Raw genomic sequence first — 20,797 nt, 5'->3', positions numbered from 1 at the left:
TCCCTCTTAATTATTAAATTATACTATCTACTACTTCTATACCATTTGATTGCATTTCCCATAGTGAAATATATTTTTTCCCATTATTCATCAAAAAAACTATGTTCCCAACTTTCATTAAACATATAACAGATTGCAGGTCTTCCTGATGTTAATTTTTCTTTTTCAGTCTTTATTACCATTTTTTTGATTTTTCTTCTAAAATTAGCTCTTGAAAAAGGCTTTTCTAAATGTAGTATTGCTTCATAAACTTTTTGAATTTCCCTTAGCGTAAAATATTTAGGTAAAAGGGTAAATGCTATAGGTGTATATTCTATTTTATTTTTTAATCTTTCAATGCCACAATACACCAAATCAATATGATCAAAGGCAAGTTCCTCTTTACTCCATCCTAAAAGCTCATAAGAAGGTACTTTAATTGAAATAACACCATTTTTAATAAATCTCTCAGTGACAAGATACCCTATCCTAACCTCACCGTCATCAGAAACAAAAGTTAAATTGTATGTATCCACTCTCTCTATTCCTGAATTATTAGAAGAAATAAAATCCTTTCTTACCGTAAACCATTGTGCAAAACTTGCGTCATCTCCCGCTACTTCCTTAATATTGGCTTTATCAGCTAATGCTAAATAAGCTATTGAAATAACCCTCATCCTTGGATCTCGCTGTACTAAATCACCGAAAGTTTTTAACTGTTCAAAATATACGCTCTCAACATTAGTTTCTTCTTTCAATTCTCTAAAGCAAGCACTAGTTAAGGCCTCATCAATATGTACAAACCCTCCTGGAATAGCATAGCATCCCATGTATGGATGGTCTGCCCTTTTTATTAAAAGCAATTTTAGTGCTTTATCTGGGTCTTTCCCCTCTATGGGTACATCATCCACCGTGAAAAGTAACATGTCCACTGTATTCGCTGGCCTATCATAATCTCCGGGTATGTAACTATCTAAAAACTCCTTCTCAGTTAATCCGTCTTTATTTTTCATATCTATATTTCTCATAATCAGTTTTCCTTTCTTATTTGTTATTTTTATGACTATGTAGAATCAGCAACCTTTGTATTGTTTTGATACTATAACCTTAGCACCATTTTAGTACAAAGTCAATACATTTGAAATAACTACTAAAGATTTAATCTTTTCATGATTTAGTTGTAATTCAGGCCTACTAAATAGCTATATAACCGCCCTATAGGCATCTTGTATATATTTTCGACTTTTTGATACAATAATATGTTAATATTCAATTGTTTGTGCAAACTTGAAAATAGTTTTAAAGAAAATATATAGTTACATATTCTAGTTTTCATAGATTTCTAATAATCACCATGATTTCAAAATATATTATGAAAAAGAAGGGAAGCGTCAAAATGAATTTTTTTGTAAATTTAAGTGTAAGGAAAAAAATTATATTTGTATTTTCAGTGATTTGTATTTTTATGGTTTTAATAGGAGTAGAGGGTATATTAAGTTCTTCAAAAATAAGTAAAAGTGGAAATAAAATGTACAGTAATAACTTAATATCTATTAGGGATTTAGAAGAAATGCGTGGTGGTATAAATGAAACTAATTCTAATATGCTAAAAATCATTTTTGAAAAAGATAGAAGTAATTTAGATAATCTGATAAAAACTATTGATGATTTAGGTAAAAAAGATGAAAAATATATGAGTGAATACGATAGTATAAATACAATATCAAAAAAAGAGAATAAAATTTATGATGATTTTAAAAATCACTTATTAAAATATAGAGAATCAAAAAGTAAGGTAATAGAACTTGTAAAATCTAATAATTATGATGAAGCAACTAAAATCTATAATTCAGATGTAGCTACACTTACAATTGCTATGCTTTCAAAACTACAAGAATGCATCGACATAAATGGGAGATCAGCTGAACAGGAAAATTTAAATAATATAGCTCAGTTTAACACTGTTAAAAATTCTATTATAATTTATACAACTATAGCATTTTTAATTATAATTTTTATGGCATACATATTAAGTAAGAAAATAGTGGATCCATTAAACAAAATAAAAGATTTAGCTAGTAGATTATCTTCCTACGATTTTTCAACTGCAATCACGATTACAATGAAAGACGAATTTGGACAAACAGCTGTAGCTTTAAATGCTGCACAGGAAAACATGAGTAGCTTAGTAAAAATAATTATGGAAAATTCACAGGATTTAAGTGCTTCCTCAGAAGAGTTATCAGCAACTGTTGAAGAATTATCTTGCAAAACTGAAATTATTGATGAAGCAATAAATACTATTACTTCTGGTGCTCAACATTCCAGTGTAGCAACAGAGGAAATAAGTGCCTCTGTTGAAGAAGTAGATTCAAGTATTAATGAACTAACTTCAAAAGCTATGGAAGGAAGTCATAATGCAAAACAGTCTAAAGAAAGAGCTATAAAAGTTCAAAGTAATAGTCAGAAAGCTTTAGAGGAGACTCGAAAAATATATGCTGAAAAACAAAATAAGATGTTAAAAGCAATTGAAGATGGAAAAGTAGTAGATAGTATAAAATTTATGGCAGATACCATCGGAAGTATAGCAGAGCAAACAAATTTACTTGCATTAAATGCTGCAATAGAGGCAGCAAGAGCAGGAGAAAACGGAAAAGGCTTTGCAGTGGTAGCAGACGAAGTAAGAAAGCTTGCAGAACAATCTTCACAAGCAGTAACAAGCATTCAAGAAACTATCGTGAAAGTTCATCAAGCATTTAAAAGCAGTATAGATACAGGTAGTGATATATTAAAGTTTATCAATACAGATGTACAAGCACAATTTGATGCTTATGTAGAAATAGGTAATCAGTATTATAATGATGCAGATCTTGTAAGTAAAATATCCGAGGAAATTACTTCTATGTCTGGGAGTATTACTGTTACAGTTGGGCAAGTAAGTGAATCTATTCAAAACATGGCCCAGACATCACAAAAATCAAGCGAACAATCAGAAACAATAAAAGAGAGCATAGATGAAACTACAGCTGCTATACAACAAGTTGCATCAACAGCACAAGGACAAGCAGAACTTTCTCAAAAGCTTACTGAGGTAATTCAAAAGTTTAAAATATAATTTGTTATTTTGTGTTTTTTATCCATTGCATTTATGGATATTAGCAATAATGAAATTTGCATTGAAGTGTGCTAAAGTGTAGACAAATCTAGCTACATTCCCATCCTGGACTTATAAGTCCAGGATTTCATTTTGATTTCCGGTTCAAAGTTAGGTGTGCTTGCCTAACACTTTTTCCACAAACACCTCTATAAGTTCTGCATCAAATTGAGTACCTGCATATTTTTGTAATTCAGCAACTGCAATTTCTTCTGATAATGCACTGCGATAACTCCTTTCACTAGTCATTGCATCATAAGCATCTGCTATAGCTATTATTCTTGATTGAAGTGGTATTTTTTCGCCCTCTAGACCTTTAGGATACCCACTACCATCCAACTTTTCATGATGTGCTAAGATATATTCTGCCATTTCAGACATGTCATTTACTGTGCTAAGTATTCTATATCCGATTTCAGGATGACGCTCAATTTCATCCCTTTCACCCTCATCAAGCTTACCAGGTTTATTAAGTATATTTTCATCTATAGCTATTTTTCCTATATCATGAAGTAAGCCAACGGTTTTAAGTTCATTAATTCCCACTTCATTTAGGCCAATAGCTCTACCCATACTTTCACATAGTGAGGATACTCTATGGGAGTGTTGCTCTTCCCTTTTGTTTTTTTCATGAAGAGTTTTAATAATAGTATTTATTGTTTTCCCCCTCATACTAGGCCCTTCAAATATCTTTCTCTTATACATATGGTCTTCAGCTTTTTTGAAAACTTCTTGAGTTTTTTCGCTCATACTATTCTTTGTTGCATATCCAAAAGAAACGGATATATCAACAGACCCTACTTTTTCCTCTTGGGCGATTGTCTGTATCTTCTTAATGATTTGCTCAGTTTCATAAATATCTGTTTTGCATAGTAGAATGACAAACTCATCTCCTCCAAGTCTAGCAACAATGTCAAAAGCTCTGCACCCCCTTAAAATAACTTCAGCAACCACCTTAAGCAAACCATCTCCAACAGCATGTCCAAATGAATCATTGACAAGCTTTAAGCCATTGACATCCGCCATAACAATAGTTAAAGGTAAGTTTTCTTCCAAATCTAGTCGTTCTACCTCTTTTTCAAAAAACCTTCTGTTATATAATCCTGTTAGTTGATCTTGGTACCCTAAAGATTCTAACTTTTGTTCCATTTGTTTTCGCTTAGTGATATCTCTAATAATGCCTACCACAGTATTATTCCTACTTCCCACCAATCTAGCTTCAAAATCTCTCCTACAACCTTCTATATTTAAACAATATTCAATTGTCTTAACTTTTTCTATTATATAATCCTGATTAATTAAAAAATTAATTTGCATACATATCTCACTAGGCAATATGTCGCAAACATTTTTATTTATATAATTTTCCTTATTAAAATATTTGATTTTCTCTTCCATTGAATTATAATCAATGATTTTGCCATCCCTATTAACCAAAATAAACATATCTGGAACAGCTTCTAAGAGTGCTCTGCTTCTTGACTCACTATTTTTTAGTTCTTCAATAGAATCATATAATTCTTTGGTCTTCTGTTTAACCTTGCGATGTAGTAATCTATTCCAAACAATAAGTAACAATGCAAATAAAATAATACCTATTATCCCTAATGCACCGAACTTAAAAATCTTACTCTTATAAAAATTTGATTCTGTTTTCCCAAACCATTTTTCATCAATTGACTTATATTCAGCTTTTGATATGGTAGAAAACCCTTCATTTATAACATTTAGAATATTTGTGTCACCTTTTTTTACTGCTCTATAAAATTCACTTGTGTACAATGAACTTGAATAATTAAAATTATCTTGGATTTGCATCTTATATAAATAGTAAAGTCCTGGAGATTTACCCAAAACAAATATCACAAGTTTTTGCTTTTTAGCAGCTTTAACAATATCCTCTGCACTATTATATTCTATTATGTTTGTAATTCCGTTTTTCTTAAGAATATCGATACTATTATCACCTTTTTTTGCCCCTACAGTAAAGCCTTTTAAAGACTCTACATTAGTAATTCCTGAAATGTTCTTTTGAGAAAAAATTGGAACATCAATAGTTGCATAAGGCTCCGTATAATCAAATGCCTTTTCTCTTTTCACATTATAAGAAATTGTATCAATAACATCAAATTCACTATTGTTCATGGCTGAGTATGCTTTACTCCATTCCATGCCAGTGATTACAGGTTTTATTCCCGTTTTGGCCTGGAAAAGTTTCCATTGATCAATAGTTATACCTTGCAAATTTCCGTCACTATCTCGAAAAGAGTAAGGTGGATAATTATCATCCATTACAACACTTATGCTCTTAATGTTCTCAGAATTAGCATATATTTCAGAGGTACTTAAAATAAAAAATGATGCAAACAATATAGCGATAAAGTAATATTTCCTTCTGCTTTTAATCATGTTCACCTCACTAGCTCTATATTTTATTTTTTTTATTATAATAATAAATATAGTAATAACAACCTCCTTATTGTTATATTTTACTACCTATTATGCATATTTTCAATCAATTATTACAAGATTATTGTGAATAAATTGAATTTATACATCATTCTTTTTATTCTGATTTTTACTTGTTTTTAACTAACCCTCACACCACTACAATTAAGCTTTCTTGGTTTACAGAACCTTTCCACTCTTGCTATTCATGGCTGTTTAGCTAAAAAAATATGCATATCTAAAGGAAGTTCACAATATAAATTTATTATGAATTGTTTATTTTTCTATCTTATAAGCTTTAAAACATACATTTATTTTAGTATACTATCTATTATACACCTTAGTGAGGAGAGGATAATTTATGTATTGTTCTAAATGTGGCTATAAATTAGAAGATGGCACGAATTTTTGCAGAAAATGTGGTAGTAAAAATATATATAATAATTTAATACCTGCTGAAAAAAAACCAAGCTTAGATTTTAATACTTCTTCAAAAGAAATTAATACTAAACAAACTAATTCAAAAAAAATTCATACTAAATCTACTAAACCAAAAGTTTTTATTATACTTGGTGTTTTAATACTCCTTTTATCTGTAGGCTTTGGTAGCTATTACATTTCAGTTTCAAAATTTTTCTCTGATAGTTCTAAAAAATCGGAGAAGACAACCACAAAAAATAAGATTACACCTACTGATACTACCCCTAAAAAAGATGCTAATATAAAACCAACTGTTTCTGCAACTGCAGATAAAACAGATATAAGTAACCTCAATTCCCCGGATTATTATATTTTTCCTAAAAGTGCAAGTGAAAATCTAATAGAATCTGATGTTTCTAAATTAATCAAAGAAAACTTAACCTTGGCTAGAAATGAAATCTATGCTAGACATGGGTTTGTATTTAAGGCTGAACAATTTAAGAGTTATTTCGAAAAAAAATCTTGGTATAAACCAAATCCTAACTTTCAAGGCTCTGATGGAGAATTAACCGATATAGAAATGCATAACATACAATTAATTTCAAAATATGAAAAATAACTACCCTAGGGGCTGATATGATATCAGTCCCTTAAATTTATTTATATGCTAAATACCTCTTATCTTTTCAAAATCTCGCTTTTATAATATAAAAACTTATCAAAGGAAAGTATCTTAAACATAAATAATACTGAAATATATCCCATATATATAACTGTCTTGTAAATTATATTGATAAATATATTACCAAACCCTATCATACTTACAAAATAAACACCCAAACATATTGCCATATTCGTAATAATAACATTCCAATGCCATTTTATATAATAGCATTTTTGTGCAACAATATAGGTGGCAATAGACGAAAATAAATATGCTACTAGCGTTGTATATGCTGCTGCATACATCCCATACTTAGGAACAAATATAAAGTTAAGTACTATATTAATAACTGCTGATATAGCTGTTACCGTTGCTAAAAACTTAGTCTTTTTAGCATAAAATATACTATTCACACTCATAAAATAGTATCCATGAACAACTGAAACCAATGCAATTATAGGTATTATCTTATATGCTACGATGTAAGCATTACTGTGAGCCAATAATGTAATTATTTCTTTGGCAAACATAGCAATGCCTAAACCTAATGATAGTATCAACACTGAATAATATTTTAATATATCCTCGAATATTGTTTTAGCGTTTTCCTCCTCATCTATGGTTTTAAAGAAAAATGGCACATATGCTTTATTTATTGCTCCAATTAAGAAATCTAGTAATGAACCTATTTGATAGGCTAATCCATAAATAGCTACCTCTGCAAGCTCTCTGTATCTATCAATAAACCACCTATCTGAAGCATTAATAACCCATCCACCAATAGCATGTGGAATAAGAGGAATACCATACTTTAAGCTTTCTTTTAAAATAGGTAATGAAAATTTAAATTTTAAATCTTTAAATGTTAATACCAAATATACTGTTGCAAATACAAAATTACAAAGTATATATCCCTTTATATTTCCTTCTGCTCCTTGTTTTAAGAAAACTATAAAATAGATACAAAAACTTACATTTAAAAGTGTGGTTAATATGTTGAATATACCAAATCTTAATGCTTGTTCTTTCATTCTGAAAAGGGTTAAGGGCATTATAGTAAACGTTGAAAAAAAACAATTTATAATCATTAATTTAAAGAATGGGTCAAAGGGTATATTCTTAAATATTAACTTGCACAATCCTTGTCCAAATATAATTAAACCGGCACTTAATATCAAAGTATATGCAAATAAAAATATCCATAAAGTACTAATAAGTACTTTTTGCTTTTCCTCATCTTTATCACTGTAATAAAATCGATTTAGCGCTGCATCTAATCCCAATAAATAGAAAGTAGAAAATATAGATGTAATAGGCATTATAGTATCCATTATTCCCTTTTGGCTCATACTTAAATACGCCTCATTTGTATATATTTGAATCATAAAAACTGAAATTAATCTTGGCAATAAATCTCCAATAGTATATATTGCAGAATTTTTAATAAGTTTGCTTTTTCTCATAAGTATACCCCCATTGGTCGTATTTCCATTATGCTAGTTAGTTGTTTCTGAGGATGCCTTAATCTCAAGAAAACATAAAAAAAGCTGCATATGGACAGCATTTCATATGCAGTGTTAATTATACTCCTTAACAGGATTATATTGTATACTTTTCTATAAATTATAACCATTTAATGTCCTATTTATTTCTTTTCCCAATAGACACTCTACCACTATATTTTTTAGTTGCCTCTATAACTGCTTTTATATTTTCAATTGGAGCGCCACTAGGAATATCACATCCTGTTCCAATTATATACCCTTTTGGACTATCCGCTGCCTTTTGTATACAGTTTTTAACCTCTCTATACACATCCTCAACTGTTCCATCTCTTATGACAGAAACAGGATCAATATTCCCAACTAAACACATCTTGTTCCCTAGTACATTTTTCACTTCTTCTATATCTTCACAATTATCAACACTAAAAGCCGATATATTCAGATCACCTGATACTCCCACGCCTAAAGGCATGGGGTTCTTAAATACATTATCTTCTCCTATACTCTCATTTATATGAAAACTATAAATTACAACATATAAGAACTAAATGACTTCTCTAAGACTTTTACTACCAATTGTCCCAATGGATAAATTAACGATAGTTTAAAGGCTCATATCAAAACCTTATTTTTTTTATATTCCCATACTTGGTATTTTCTTATTTTCACTACTTAATAATCTATTTATTTCTTTATCATGAAGCATTTTAAAATTACCGTATTCGCTGAAACACTTTTCTCTATCTATTTCTTCTAAATTTTCTTTTACATTCATTATTAAAAAACTAGAATATAAATCTCTTTGAATTTTAATTTCTTCATTATCTATATTAAATATGTTGAAACGTTCACTTAATTCTTTTTTATTATACTTATCATCAAAATGGTTATACTGTGATGCTTTTATTTTATAAGTATTAACTTTATATAATTCAGTATTATTCCACTTTAATTTATTGTCTAATATAGTTAAAAGCATACTTGGTGCTTTATTCGCTAAAGACTTTCCAAATCTTTTTTTCTTATTAAATTTTCCTGTTTTTTCATTTACGGTAGTATTTTGGGAACGTTTTTGCAATCCTTTATAGTTCATTGTTTCCACTAATATCCTATCACCTAAACCCACTATTTTATTAGCTAAAATATTATGACTTTGCTTTCTTATATCAGCTTGTTTCCTTTGAATATCTCTTAATTCATTTTGCGTTTTAATATACTTATTGGATTTAACCCATATTAATTTTATACCATGTTTTATTGTACCATTTTCATTAAAATTATTAGGATTGTTAATTCTTCTTTGTCTATCTAGTTTTCTTAATAATTTTCTTTTAATTGTTTCAATATTATTAACTTCAGGTGCTAATTCTAATAATTTGACATCATATTTTGAAGCAATTCCTATAGTTTGAGTTCCAATATCTATTCCAACATTGCCCTTCCCTATACTATTTTTAACTTCTCCAGTTTCTTTATTATATTTAACAGGAGGAATACCATCTAAAACTAATTGAATATAATATTTATATTTTCCACGAATAAATTTTCTAACTATTCTACAATATTTAACTTTGTTTAATAGCGAAATTTCTGCATATTCATCATTTTTATTTATAATCACATCTGTTTCTAATCCATTCCAAAATAGCTTACCGTCTTTAAATCTAATTCCTGTTTTATTGGATTTTCCTTCTACACTGTTCATTTCTCCATATTTCTTAAAACAAACCCTATTTGCAGTATGAAACATTAATCCTTGAAATGCACTAAAGCACCGTGAAGCTATTTTTTGAGCGGTGAAGCTATCTATATTGCCTTTAAAATGTTTTTGAATAGGTTTTACAAAATCATGAAGTGAATACTCTGTCAAACCATATTTTTTATTTAATTCATTGAATTGTTTGTTACGGTCTTTTCCTATAGTCATTTTAACAACTTTCCTATATTCTTTAGACTTTCTCATGCTATTATATCTTTTATATAATTCTCCTAAACAGCTATTATATATATTCCTACTTATTTCTAATCTTTTATTTAAAATCTTTTCTTGATATTTTTCCGTATCTAGCTTTACTGTTAAAATATAATTTGGCACAGTATTCACCTCGCTTTTTAATATCTTGTTTTTTGACTTTCCACATATTTTTTTACCGTTTCACTACTTACATTTCCTGCAGTTGATATAAAATAACTTCTAGTCCATAAACTAGGCATTTTCTTCAATTCGTTAAACTCGTCTCTCAAAACCCTACTTGTTACACCCTTTATTTTTTGCATAATATCAGAAGGACTTAATGTTGGAATACAATTCAAAAACATATGAGTATGGTCTTTATCACATTCTATTGCGATAATTTCAATATCTATCTCATCACATACACATTTGACCATATTCTTAAATCTTTCTTCCACATTAGGTATTAAGAATATTTTTCTTCTATACCTTGGGCAAAATATAAAATGATAATTAATTAAACTTACTGTAGTTTTAGTTGTTCTATATTTATTTTCCATAATTAAAGTATATCGCAAAATGTGTATGTTATCAATGCTTTTATACCCTAAAACAAAACTAGTTTCTTATGCTATCCATCCCACACTTGAAGGAGTGGGCTTTCCGCACAAATATTGTAATTCACTCCAAATCCCTTTTGTTTTTCCACATATATGAAGGGATAACTTTTTACCTGTTATCTTATATATTCCATCTATAGTTTTTTTAAGATACGGCTTTGAAAATTCATTAAATATTATCGGCAACCTACCGTCTTTATATGGATTTACAATATCCATGTTTTCTAACATTTTATAATCTTTTAAAACAGAATCTATTAAAAACGAAGCTCTTGTGTCACTATACCCTATATTACTTCCAAGGGCTTCGGCCATTCCTCTTAAAGTTACATTAATTCCACAGCTTTCTGCTCCAAATTCTCTTACTATAAATTTTTCAGCTTGAAGCATTTTATCAGAATCAAAATAATATTCTTTAACATTTATATCTGCGTATACTGCTACTGTTTCTTCGAATATAATAGCACAAGGTAATCTGTCTACTTCTTCTCCTCTAAAATAAGCTTCTCTTCTCTCTTTAGAAGTCATTTCATCTCTAAAAATACCCACCCTTCCACCTTCCCTTTATAATTTATAGTTTTTTATATTTTTTATCATTAGTCTTCATAAATTAAAATAAATGTATTTTCGTTCCTTTACTTTTTTCTTTTATAAAGGTTTTAACTTCATTACTAGTTAAAGCTTCTTCAACTTCCTTTGCCCATTCTTTCTCTTCTTTTGTTACTAAAACAATACCTTCTTCTTGCGCAAAAGCTAAAGCATTTTCTGAGTTTTTACCAGCTTTCAACATAACATCCGCCATAACTATAGGCATATCAGTATCATTTAATACATTTGCTAAATTTAGTCTTTCCATTTCAACAAATTTTAAATTATGTTTATTTTCAGCAATATCTAAAACATTTGGTACTTTAATGTCATCTTTAATCTTAATTACTCCTTCTTTATCCAATAACTTTAATGCTAATGCTCTATTAGAGTTATCATTAGATACTGCAACTGTCATTCCATCTTTAATATCAGATATCTTCTTGACTTTATTCGAATATAACCCTATTTGAAGCCCCAAAAGATTTAGCTGCTCCTATTAAGCTAGGATTTACTTCTTTTAAACTACTTTTTATTAATCTAGCAATAAATGTTTATAAAATTCATCTTTAGTGATTTACTTCTACCATCATTTTTCAAATCATATATTTTAGCCCAATGAAAATCTAGAGTTTGTTTTTTTATAGCCTTCATTAAACGTTAATAATTCTGCCACCCCGTTGTCACTAAAATGTAATAGGCTATAAATATGGTATATTTATGATTAAATTTCAGATTTCACACAATAAAATATACATATTGGAGGAAATAATAATGAAAAAAATAAAAGAAGTTAAATTTAACAAAATTGCTGCACTAGCAATTATAGTATCAGTATCTGGTTCAGGTTCATCCGCTTACGCACTTACTTCATCAAATAGTAAATCACAAAATACCAAAATTTTAAATGCGCAACATTATAAAAACAGTATCAATATTATAAATAAATTAGATAGTCTTGTTACTTCAGGAAGTATTAACCAATTTCAAAAAGCCGCTGTGATAAAATATCTTGTAACTTATAAACAAGCAATACCAAACCCAAGTATTGATAAGTTATCTACTACTGGAGAGGTTTCTAAAACAGATGAAGCTATTATAACCAATCTTTTTGCAAATTATAAAAATTCTATCTCAAAAGCTATTAAGGATAATTTTAGTTCTAGACTAAACAGCCTTATAGATTTAGGAACTATTACTGAGCTTCAGAAAAAAGAAATTATGAATTTATTTCCTACTTCTGAAGCTAGCACAGAGGGGCTTATAGATATTGATACCCTTGTTACAAATAAAATTATAAGTAAAAATCAAGAAATCACTATATTAAATAGCTTTACCTATTGTAAAAAATCCACCTCTAAAACTATTAATGATATTTTACTATCCAAACTTGATAAGTTAATTTCAATAGGAACTATCAATGGTGATCAAAGGAACGCGGTAATAAATCTTGCTAAAATTTCCAATGATGATTCACAAAAACTAGAATTGCATAGAAGGCTAGATACCCTTGTTGCTGTAGGCACAATAACTAAAGACAATGAAACCAAAATAATAAATGCTTTACTTTAAAAATAAATAAAATATTGTGTTGACATATATAGGGATAGATGATATTATAATTTATATTAATGAAACGTTTTCATTAATGATAATCTACGCAGATGTGGCGGAATTGGCAGACGCACTAGACTTAGGATCTAGCGCTTTACGGCGTGCAGGTTCAATTCCTGTCATCTGCACCAAAAAGCATTCATTTTATGAGTGCTTTTTTTATTTCTCAAAATTTACTACATATATGATGAAGCTTTTGAATATTTAAGAAATCCCTTATCCATATTTAGCTCTATCATTCCTGTTTCATTTAAATATTCAACATAAGACCTTAACATTCTTACTATTATGGTATATCTATATTTGCTTTTTACATGAATATTAAAATTTTCAATAACAGCCTTCAGGATGTCTTCCATTGTCATAGAACCCTCAATGACAGTATATATTCTTGAAGCCCTGCCCTTATAAAAGTTTATATTATCAGTTATAAGTTCTGTAATATCATCGTACATACCTTTGTGCGCCACCACATACTTGCTATATTTTAAGTCATAAAGCTTTAATTTACTTTTCAAATCCTCACTGAGTATATAAGCGTAGGGCATTTTAGCACCCCTCATTACTTCATAACTTATAAGAGTGTCCCCTAGATATGCAACATCATCAGGGGTAGTGATACATATATGCGCTGGACTGTGTCCTGGTGTATGTATAATCTTAAATTTAATATCCCGAACAGTTATGCTATCTTGGTTATCCGAAATCATAATGTCCGTTTCACAAACCATATGTCCAAAATGCTCTGTAACTTCGGATAATGTTTGGATATTATAATAAAGTTTGAGATTCACTGTTGAACTGCAAATAAGAGCTTCATAGGCTGGCATAGCTATAATACAGTTATATTTTTCCTTCAAATATGCATTATTTCCTACATGATCTATATGTGCATGACTACATATTATAGCAGCTACCTTAAACTTATTTTTTTCCAAAAGCTTATCTATTCCTTCTCTTTCACCTTCTGCCCACCCTGAATCCAACATAATAATTTCTTCATTATTAATTTTATAAAAAGGTATATATGTCATTCCAGTATCGATACAAAATGTATTTCCCTTTATTTCTTTTATTTCCATGTATTATATTTAGCGAGATAGTGTGCTATTAGTACACAAAAACACCAAATAGTCACTTCCTTTCTTTTTTTATTATTAACGTACATTTTCTTTTTTTAAGCAAAACTCATTCATGACAAACATTAATAATAAATTTTAAATCTCACGTTTTGTATTTCTATAATACAATATAAAATCAATTAATACCATCAGAAAATTTATAATCAAAGCCAATTGGCTTTTTTTTATAGTTTTAAGCAAAACCATACACTTTAATATATATGTATAATTTTCAGACAGTTTTACAAAAGTGATTGTACCCAATATTTATAGTTAGATTTATACTGCTCTTATAACAAGTTGACAACTTGGTAAATATAAAATTTCTGTAGGCTCATAGCTTATGGCATAATTTTTTAAATGGAGGGGTTTAAAATGAAATTTAATTTTGATCAAACTATTGATGTAGAAAAAACAAATGCTTACATGGTTGGTGCTGGACTTGCATCAATGGCAGCTGCAATATATTTAATTAGAGATGGACATGTACCAGGTAAAAATATTCATATATATGAAGAATTAAATATAACAGGTGGTAGTATGGATGGAAATGGTGATGCTGAGCAGGGTTATGTAATTCGTGGTGGAAGAATGTTTGATAGGGAAGCTTATGCTTGTACTTTTGGAATAATGGAAAGTATACCTTCATTAACTGATCCTAAAGTTTCAATATTGGATGAATTTAATGCTTTTAACAAAAAAATTCATACCTCTGCAAAGGCAAGATTAATAGATAATGATGCTAAAATAACTGATGTATCAACTTTAGGGTTTGTTCGCGCTGATAGACTGGCATTAATGGATATAATTGTAAATTCAGAAGATTCTTTGGGCACAAAAACTATTCAAGAGTGTTTCCCAGACTCATTTTTCAAAACAAATTTTTGGCTTCAGTGGACTACACTCTTTGCATTTGAGACTTGGCACAGTGCTGTAGAATTGAAGAGATATATTCATAGATTTATTCAAGAATTACCACGTTTAAAGGATTTATCTGGAATACGTCGTACACCATACAATCAATATGATTCAATGTTATTACCTATGACAGAATGGTTAAAGTCACAAGGTGTTAATTTTGAATTAAACTGTAGAGTAACTGATTTAGAATTTAAGCCATCAGATACTGAAACTACAGTTACAGCATTCAAATGTGTTAAAAACGGGAAAGAAACTAGAATAGAAATTGGAGATAAGGATTTTGCTTTTGTTACTATTGGTTCTTTAACAGCTGGTACAAGCCTTGGATCTATGACTACACCAGCAAAGATTAATGACAAACATGTAGGTGGAGCATGGGAGCTTTGGGAGAAAATAGCCAAGGGACGTCCTGAGTTTGGTAAACCACAGGTTTTTGATGACCGTGTAGAAGAATCAATGTGGGAGTCTTTCACAGTTACCCTTAAAGACCCAACAATGTTTAAGAAAATAGTAGAATTCTCAGGAAATAAGCCTGGTACTGGTGCTCATATGACATTTAGAGATTCCTCATGGCTCATGACAATAGTTTTACACAATCAACCACATTTTCTTAGTCAACCTGATACTGTACAAATTATCTGGGGATATTCACTGTTCCCATATGCAAAGGGTGATTTCGTAAAGAAGAGAATGGTAGATTGTACTGGTGAGGAAATATTAACTGAGGTATTATATCACCTAAACTTCAAAGATGATATGAAGAAGATTCTTAAAACATCTATTTGCATTCCATGTATATTACCTTTTACAACAGCACAATTTTTAACTAGAGCAAAGGGTGATAGACCTGCAAACATACCAGAAGGTTCAACTAACTTAGCATTACTCGGACAGTTCTGTGAAATAAAAGATGATGTAGTATTTACTATGGATTATTCTGTAAGAGGCGCACAAATTGCTGTTTATAAATTCCTAAATCTAAATAAAAGACTAACCCCTATTTATAAAGGACAGCACGACGTTCGTGTACTACTTAATTCCGCACTTGAAATGATGAAGGATGGTAACCTACGCGAAGAACTAGCTGCAGTTAAATCATTGCTAAAATAATTTAAATAATGGTGCGATCTTAATTGGCAACAAATTCTTTAAATTAGTTAAATATACATCAATTGAAAAAGGATTAATCCGATAATTCGGATTAATCCTTTAATTTTCCAACCAATGACACCAGTTCTTCCATACTATCTACAATATAATCAGGCTCATACTTAAGGAGAAGATCCATAGGTAGTGCACTCCACCCAACAAGCACAGAGGTAATCCCTGCATTCTTTCCACATAAGATATCATAAGGACTATCACCCACAATCAATGTCTCCTCAGGTTTCCCTCCTAATTCCTTTAAAGCCATAAATGCTGGAGTAGGATCTGGCTTATGTACATCTGTATTATCTGCTCCTACAATACTTTCAAAATAATCTTTAAGTCCAAAATGGTTTAATCCCCTCAGGGCAGAATCATTTAAACGCGAAGTTACTATTCCAAGCTTATAACCTTGCTTATGAAGCTCTATTACTCCTTCCTTTATTCCACTGTGTATGGTAATTAGCTTTTCGAAATTTTCAATTTGGAAGCTTCTATATGTTTTAATAGCTTCTTCACCAGCCGCACCAAATTCCCTATCTAATGTAATTTTTAAAATTTCTCCAAAGTTTTTAATGATTTCCTCTTTATCCACCTGTTTATTCAAGTGCCTTTGATAAGTATGTTGAAATGATTGTATAATTAATTCATTAGTATCTAACAGCGTCCCATCTAAATCAAATAAAATATTCCGAATAGCCATAAAATTTTCTCCTTCTTAACTCCAGTAGCAGAGTTACTATTATATTTTTAATCACTTATTTACAATAACAATTAGTTTCTAAACTTACTTTATTATAGCTTTTTTTCTTACCTTATGCACTATTTACCTAATCACTACAATTAGTCTTATACAAATTATATTATTAACTCATAAAGTTATTTTTTCAAATTTTCCTGAAAAATTATTTTATATTCCATCCAATTGGTCTAAAAAATTTGGAATTCCATCTTTAAGAATATGATGATATACTTTTAAAATGTCATCTAATTCCGCTGGATTTGCACCCAGTAGAAGTTGCACAACAATGCCATCTATTGCTCCAATCAATAATGATGATAATGCCTTATTATATTTAGTAGGTACTTTTCCATACATATGCTGCATTAATTCGTCTGTCCTACATACCCATTCTTGATATTTATCCTTGAATTTTTCTTTAAGTTCAGAGTTACCCTGAATTGCTTCCTGAGCCAGATATAACTGAATACGATTTTCATCAGTCTTTTCAAATCGTTTGACTATGTTTTCAAAGATTTCTTCAATAAGCTCCTCACTACTGCGTTTTACTCCCTTAGATTTTTCAGCTATACGCAGTGTTTCAGAAAGGCTCTCATCCATTACTTCATAAAGAATATCTTCCTTGCTGCTGTAATAATGGTATATAGCCCCGGTGCTAAGACCTGCCTCTTCAGCAATACCTCGCATGGTGGCACCCGCTATACCACTTCGACTAATGACACGCTTAGCCGCCTGAATAATACGTGATTTCCCCTCTATTGACATGTACTTTACACCTCCAAGCCTATTGTTTCCCATCCAATTATAGCATATTCCTCACATTTTATAATATGTAACTTTTTAACAGTTATATATTGACAATTGCAACGATGGTGCTATACTGATTATTATACCGAACGTTTGTTATGTTTTACTTCACATCTTAAAAAATACAACTGCATTATTTATCTTAGGGACATGAAAATAGACTAGCATACTGACTTGTTATTTATTTGAATGTCCCTTACTTCACAGATTACTAAATATTAGTATTCTGTGAATTTCGCGAAAAAAAGGGGGGCGTTATTATGAACATTCCTGTATGGAAGTATGTACTTTCCATGGCTTCGTATTTTACATTACTCATGTTTATCGTAGGTTGCATGCGCAAATACTACAAATTTTCAAACTGGTTCTGGCTCGCATCACTATTAACTTTTCCGATTTGGCTTATATCAGGAGGAGTAGTAGGTTGGTTTCGTTGGTTTAAAATCATAAGCGTTATACTTCCCACCATATTTTTAGGATTTTCTCGAGTTGCCCACTATGAAAAGAGGCAGGGCAAATTTTGGACAGCACTGCAAAAAGACTGGGTACTTTGGGTTCTTTTTGGCGTTCTATTTCTTAATATCATGGAAGCCACTGTGAAAGATCTGCAAACAGGCAACTACTTCAACTCACTCTGTGGTTTCTTACTTTGCGTAACTATGCCCTATGCTCCAAGGTTTTGGAAGCTATCCTCAGAGCATGGAGACCGGGGCGATCTAATCTCATACACTACAATTGCTTGGAACTTCCTATATACAACCTGGAATTTATGCTTCGTGTATGGTGAAAGTCATAGTTTCTTTGCAAGTTCAATATGTATCCTAATGGCTGCAGAAATATATCCAATTATCAAAGGGCGTCCTGAACTTTACATTACTTCTAGGGTATACACATTGGCAACACATATGCTATTTCGCGCCTGCCTACCAAACCTATTCCCTGCAATAATGGATTCTTCAGCATGGTTCAATCCAAATGTCTTGAAATATTGGGGTATCATAAACGCAATATTGATTATACCTTATGTATTCTGGCACACTTGGCAGCTTCACACAGGAAAATCTGGGACCCGCTTCCGCCGTGGCCAAGTTGAATCCATAAGCTCCTAATCTTATAATCCCTAAATAAATTTCTTAATAAATAAGGGGGGCGTTTTTGTATGGAAAAAATCAAAATGGTTGTTAAAACCTTCGTCATTAGTATCTGTTTATTTATGATAATGGTTGCTTCAGTATCTGCTAAACCTAGTAATAATTTCACTGCTAATAATCATCCAAACCTAGGAACTTGGCAAGGGATCGTAGATGGGAAACAAGGCCAAGGGTCATTTTTTTATCGATTTAATTTTCATGAAGATGGAACAGTTACAGTTACCAAACAATATGGCGGTCATGATGAAAAGGAAGATAAAACTTGGAATAAAATCGGAAATAACCTTCAAATCATTAGTGCTCCAAATGCCAATATAATAGATTTTGATAAAGGTGACAAGGTTCTATTTAAATTCACTGATTCTAAAACTATTGTATATAAATATGGTTTTTATGAAACAGTTTTCAAAGAGCATAAGAATGATATAGCATTTGTTCATTGGATATTAATCTTAGTAGTTTTAATGGCTCTTAATGAAATTTTTAGAAGGTTTAAATTTCCAACTATAATATTTTACTTTATTCTACCCTTTGCACTAATACCATTATGGGCTAGCCATGGAGTAAGTTATTGGTTTAAGTGGGCAAAAGTATACTCAGTTGTAACTGCATGCATATGGTTTACATTTATGAGATATACAAAACTAAGCAAAAAAATATTTCCTAGATTAATCGCTGGAATGTTTATAGCACTCAATATTACCGAAGCTGTTACTCAGGATTTCTCATTAGGATTTGCACCAAATATTTTAAATGGAATTGCAGGTATTCTTTCTATTATCACACTCTTCTATGGATGGAAGGGGGTACATATCGATAATAGCAAGCAGCATGACATGGTTTGGCCTAAGATGACTGTTTTGTGGATAATCGCTTATGATGTTTGGAACTTTGCTTTTGTATATCTAAACTTCCCAGGCTCTGCATCTGCCCAGTTTATGGTAATTCTTTCTTGTACCCTTCCATCACTCTTTATTAAAAAGGGTACTTGGCTTCAGGCTCGTGCCTTCACTTTGGCAGCTTGGTTTATGTATTATTTTACAGCACCGCGCTTTACAGAATCAATGGAGCTTCACATTCCTAGAAATGGGACATTAAGCATAACTATAGCATTGATCAGTATTGCCTTAAATATTTTATGTGCTGTAGCCTTCTTTATGAATGTGCAAAATGATAAAAATGCTTCTAAGGATAAACTTTTCGGTTTTACTGTGTAAATCAAATAAATTAAGATAGCAATAAAAACTAGAAAAGTTTTTGTTGCTATCTTAATTTATTTAATCCTATGAATTTTTTCTTTTATTAATGGCACCTTTTTTATGTATAAGGATTAAAGTTTACTTATTTATATATATAATACAATGCATTGTCCCCATAACGTACATTTTAGTACCTAAACGCAGTATAAAACGGACAAAAAAAGGTTTTTCTTGTAGTTTATTGTATCATATTAAATATTGAATTAAATTTAAAATAGGTATATATTATACTTATACCATATATTTACATGTAGTTAATATTTTCACAATAGATTTAATACCTCCCTAATTATGGGACACCGCAGGAACAAATTTGGAGGGGGGTAAGAATTAAATGTCGGATAGTATCCAAATGTTCATGCTGTTTTGTATTACCTTAATAGCTGTTCTTTGTGTGACATCCGCAGTGATTTGTTTTTCTAAAGATAAAGTAAATTTTAATATAAAGGCTCGTACCAAATTACCTGATCAGTCTGAAACAGAGTTTGGTATCGAAGTGGCTAAAGACCCTGAAAAAATAAAATAGATAGTTAGGCGTACTATCTATTTTAAACTACTGATTCTTAATCTGTTGTGTCCTGCGGTATCTCTATCATCTAGACTAAACAATTATATTGTATGTAATTTCAGTATAAAATGTGCATGTTTAAAAAATATTTAATATTTCTACAAAGGATGGTATATTAAATATATCATCCTTTGTA

17 protein-coding genes, 1 tRNA gene and 2 pseudogenes are annotated in these 20,797 nt (G+C 30.4%); 8 read left to right on the top strand and 12 right to left on the bottom strand.

All coding sequences use genetic code 11. From position 1 onward, the window contains the following. Positions 1-83: 83 nt before the first annotated feature. The gene (locus G9F70_RS05945) at positions 84-1,007 is read right to left on the bottom strand and encodes an NUDIX hydrolase (protein ID WP_164947384.1); all 924 of its coding nucleotides are present in this window, start codon (positions 1,005-1,007) and stop codon (positions 84-86) included. 368 nt (positions 1,008-1,375) lie between these two features. Between G9F70_RS05945 and G9F70_RS05940 the strand changes: the two genes are divergently transcribed. Further along, positions 1,376-3,094, top strand: a complete 1,719-nt coding sequence (locus G9F70_RS05940; RefSeq protein WP_164947385.1) for a methyl-accepting chemotaxis protein — start codon at positions 1,376-1,378, stop codon at positions 3,092-3,094. Between the two features lie 150 nt (positions 3,095-3,244). Here the strand turns inward: G9F70_RS05940 and G9F70_RS05935 are convergent, their stop codons facing one another. Further along, positions 3,245-5,542, bottom strand: coding sequence for an HD domain-containing phosphohydrolase (locus G9F70_RS05935; protein WP_224617449.1), 2,298 nt, complete (start codon positions 5,540-5,542; stop codon positions 3,245-3,247). Between the two features lie 400 nt (positions 5,543-5,942). Between G9F70_RS05935 and G9F70_RS05930 the strand changes: the two genes are divergently transcribed. After that, positions 5,943-6,620 carry a YARHG domain-containing protein gene (locus tag G9F70_RS05930; protein ID WP_164947389.1) on the top strand — a complete coding sequence of 226 codons (678 nt, stop codon included), beginning with the start codon at positions 5,943-5,945 and terminating at the stop codon, positions 6,618-6,620. Positions 6,621-6,679: 59 nt separating this feature from the next. Here the strand turns inward: G9F70_RS05930 and G9F70_RS05925 are convergent, their stop codons facing one another. From G9F70_RS05925 to G9F70_RS05895, 7 genes and pseudogenes are all read right to left on the bottom strand, one after another. Further along, positions 6,680-8,128 (bottom strand): lipopolysaccharide biosynthesis protein, encoded by a 1,449-nt coding sequence (locus G9F70_RS05925; protein WP_164947386.1) that lies wholly within the window; start codon positions 8,126-8,128, stop codon positions 6,680-6,682. A gap of 178 nt (positions 8,129-8,306) precedes the next feature. Next, complete coding sequence (locus tag G9F70_RS05920) at positions 8,307-8,642, bottom strand: uroporphyrinogen decarboxylase family protein (protein WP_224617448.1); 336 nt, start codon at positions 8,640-8,642, stop codon at positions 8,307-8,309. A gap of 162 nt (positions 8,643-8,804) precedes the next feature. Beyond that, the gene (locus tag G9F70_RS05915; RefSeq protein WP_224617447.1) at positions 8,805-10,265 is read right to left on the bottom strand and encodes a transposase; all 1,461 of its coding nucleotides are present in this window, start codon (positions 10,263-10,265) and stop codon (positions 8,805-8,807) included. A 17-nt stretch (positions 10,266-10,282) separates the two neighbouring features. Further along, entirely contained in the window at positions 10,283-10,684 is a 402-nt protein-coding gene (gene tnpA, locus G9F70_RS05910) for an IS200/IS605 family transposase (protein ID WP_164947089.1), read from the bottom strand. A gap of 66 nt (positions 10,685-10,750) precedes the next feature. After that, a complete protein-coding gene (locus tag G9F70_RS05905) occupies positions 10,751-11,293 on the bottom strand; it encodes a uroporphyrinogen decarboxylase family protein (protein ID WP_224617446.1) in 543 nt (180 codons plus the stop codon). 61 nt (positions 11,294-11,354) lie between these two features. After that, positions 11,355-11,816: pseudogene (locus G9F70_RS05900) on the bottom strand (MetQ/NlpA family ABC transporter substrate-binding protein); the annotation flags it as partial. Continuing rightward, positions 11,785-11,883 (bottom strand): annotated as a pseudogene (locus tag G9F70_RS05895) (methionine ABC transporter permease); the annotation flags it as partial. The pseudogenes G9F70_RS05900 and G9F70_RS05895, both read right to left, overlap by 32 nt. A 223-nt stretch (positions 11,884-12,106) precedes the next feature. On the opposite strand from G9F70_RS05895, the gene G9F70_RS05890 reads away from it, so the two are divergent. Together G9F70_RS05890 and G9F70_RS05885 are read left to right on the top strand one after the other, a co-directional pair. Then, complete coding sequence (locus tag G9F70_RS05890) at positions 12,107-12,904, top strand: hypothetical protein (protein ID WP_164947090.1); 798 nt, start codon at positions 12,107-12,109, stop codon at positions 12,902-12,904. Positions 12,905-12,992: 88 nt separating this feature from the next. Then, a tRNA-Leu gene (locus G9F70_RS05885) sits at positions 12,993-13,077 on the top strand. A gap of 45 nt (positions 13,078-13,122) precedes the next feature. Here the strand turns inward: G9F70_RS05885 and G9F70_RS05880 are convergent. Further along, positions 13,123-14,028 carry an MBL fold metallo-hydrolase gene (locus G9F70_RS05880; RefSeq protein WP_164947091.1) on the bottom strand — a complete coding sequence of 302 codons (906 nt, stop codon included), beginning with the start codon at positions 14,026-14,028 and terminating at the stop codon, positions 13,123-13,125. 414 nt (positions 14,029-14,442) lie between these two features. Here G9F70_RS05880 and G9F70_RS05875 point away from each other — a divergent pair, with 414 nt between their 5' ends. Then, complete coding sequence (locus G9F70_RS05875; protein ID WP_164947092.1) at positions 14,443-16,098, top strand: oleate hydratase; 1,656 nt, start codon at positions 14,443-14,445, stop codon at positions 16,096-16,098. A 91-nt stretch (positions 16,099-16,189) separates the two neighbouring features. On the opposite strand, the gene ppaX is transcribed toward G9F70_RS05875, so the two are convergent. Together ppaX and G9F70_RS05865 are read right to left on the bottom strand one after the other, a co-directional pair. Then, a complete protein-coding gene (gene ppaX, locus G9F70_RS05870; protein ID WP_164947093.1) occupies positions 16,190-16,837 on the bottom strand; it encodes a pyrophosphatase PpaX in 648 nt (215 codons plus the stop codon). Between the two features lie 207 nt (positions 16,838-17,044). Next, the gene (locus G9F70_RS05865) at positions 17,045-17,641 is read right to left on the bottom strand and encodes a TetR/AcrR family transcriptional regulator (RefSeq protein WP_164947094.1); all 597 of its coding nucleotides are present in this window, start codon (positions 17,639-17,641) and stop codon (positions 17,045-17,047) included. Between the two features lie 302 nt (positions 17,642-17,943). Here G9F70_RS05865 and G9F70_RS05860 point away from each other — a divergent pair, with 302 nt between their 5' ends. From G9F70_RS05860 to G9F70_RS05850, 3 genes are all read left to right on the top strand, one after another. Further along, positions 17,944-18,792 (top strand): hypothetical protein, encoded by an 849-nt coding sequence (locus tag G9F70_RS05860; protein ID WP_164947095.1) that lies wholly within the window; start codon positions 17,944-17,946, stop codon positions 18,790-18,792. A 50-nt stretch (positions 18,793-18,842) separates the two neighbouring features. Continuing rightward, the gene (locus tag G9F70_RS05855; protein ID WP_164947096.1) at positions 18,843-20,051 is read left to right on the top strand and encodes a DUF5692 family protein; all 1,209 of its coding nucleotides are present in this window, start codon (positions 18,843-18,845) and stop codon (positions 20,049-20,051) included. 376 nt (positions 20,052-20,427) lie between these two features. After that, on the top strand, positions 20,428-20,619 hold the full coding sequence (locus G9F70_RS05850; RefSeq protein WP_125003220.1) for a hypothetical protein: 192 nt from the start codon (positions 20,428-20,430) through the stop codon (positions 20,617-20,619). Positions 20,620-20,797 lie beyond the last annotated feature (178 nt).

This window comes from Clostridium sp. FP1 (assembly GCF_011065975.2).
GTDB lineage: Bacteria > Bacillota > Clostridia > Clostridiales > Clostridiaceae > Clostridium_AD > Clostridium_AD tagluense.
Note: the sequence above shows the minus strand (reverse complement) of the source record. Positions and strands in the feature narration are given on the sequence as shown.

Coding starts and splice junctions, on each gene's coding strand:
- G9F70_RS05945 (WP_164947384.1), bottom strand. CDS start 1,007: ATGAGAAATATAGATATGAAAAATAAAGACGGATTAACTGAGAAGGAG.
- G9F70_RS05940 (WP_164947385.1), top strand. CDS start 1,376: ATGAATTTTTTTGTAAATTTAAGTGTAAGGAAAAAAATTATATTTGTA.
- G9F70_RS05935 (WP_224617449.1), bottom strand. CDS start 5,542: ATGATTAAAAGCAGAAGGAAATATTACTTTATCGCTATATTGTTTGCA.
- G9F70_RS05930 (WP_164947389.1), top strand. CDS start 5,943: ATGTATTGTTCTAAATGTGGCTATAAATTAGAAGATGGCACGAATTTT.
- G9F70_RS05925 (WP_164947386.1), bottom strand. CDS start 8,128: ATGAGAAAAAGCAAACTTATTAAAAATTCTGCAATATATACTATTGGA.
- G9F70_RS05920 (WP_224617448.1), bottom strand. CDS start 8,642: ATGCCTTTAGGCGTGGGAGTATCAGGTGATCTGAATATATCGGCTTTT.
- tnpA (WP_164947089.1), bottom strand. CDS start 10,684: ATGGAAAATAAATATAGAACAACTAAAACTACAGTAAGTTTAATTAAT.
- G9F70_RS05890 (WP_164947090.1), top strand. CDS start 12,107: ATGAAAAAAATAAAAGAAGTTAAATTTAACAAAATTGCTGCACTAGCA.
- G9F70_RS05880 (WP_164947091.1), bottom strand. CDS start 14,028: ATGGAAATAAAAGAAATAAAGGGAAATACATTTTGTATCGATACTGGA.
- G9F70_RS05875 (WP_164947092.1), top strand. CDS start 14,443: ATGAAATTTAATTTTGATCAAACTATTGATGTAGAAAAAACAAATGCT.
- ppaX (WP_164947093.1), bottom strand. CDS start 16,837: ATGGCTATTCGGAATATTTTATTTGATTTAGATGGGACGCTGTTAGAT.
- G9F70_RS05865 (WP_164947094.1), bottom strand. CDS start 17,641: ATGTCAATAGAGGGGAAATCACGTATTATTCAGGCGGCTAAGCGTGTC.
- G9F70_RS05860 (WP_164947095.1), top strand. CDS start 17,944: ATGAACATTCCTGTATGGAAGTATGTACTTTCCATGGCTTCGTATTTT.
- G9F70_RS05855 (WP_164947096.1), top strand. CDS start 18,843: ATGGAAAAAATCAAAATGGTTGTTAAAACCTTCGTCATTAGTATCTGT.
- G9F70_RS05850 (WP_125003220.1), top strand. CDS start 20,428: ATGTCGGATAGTATCCAAATGTTCATGCTGTTTTGTATTACCTTAATA.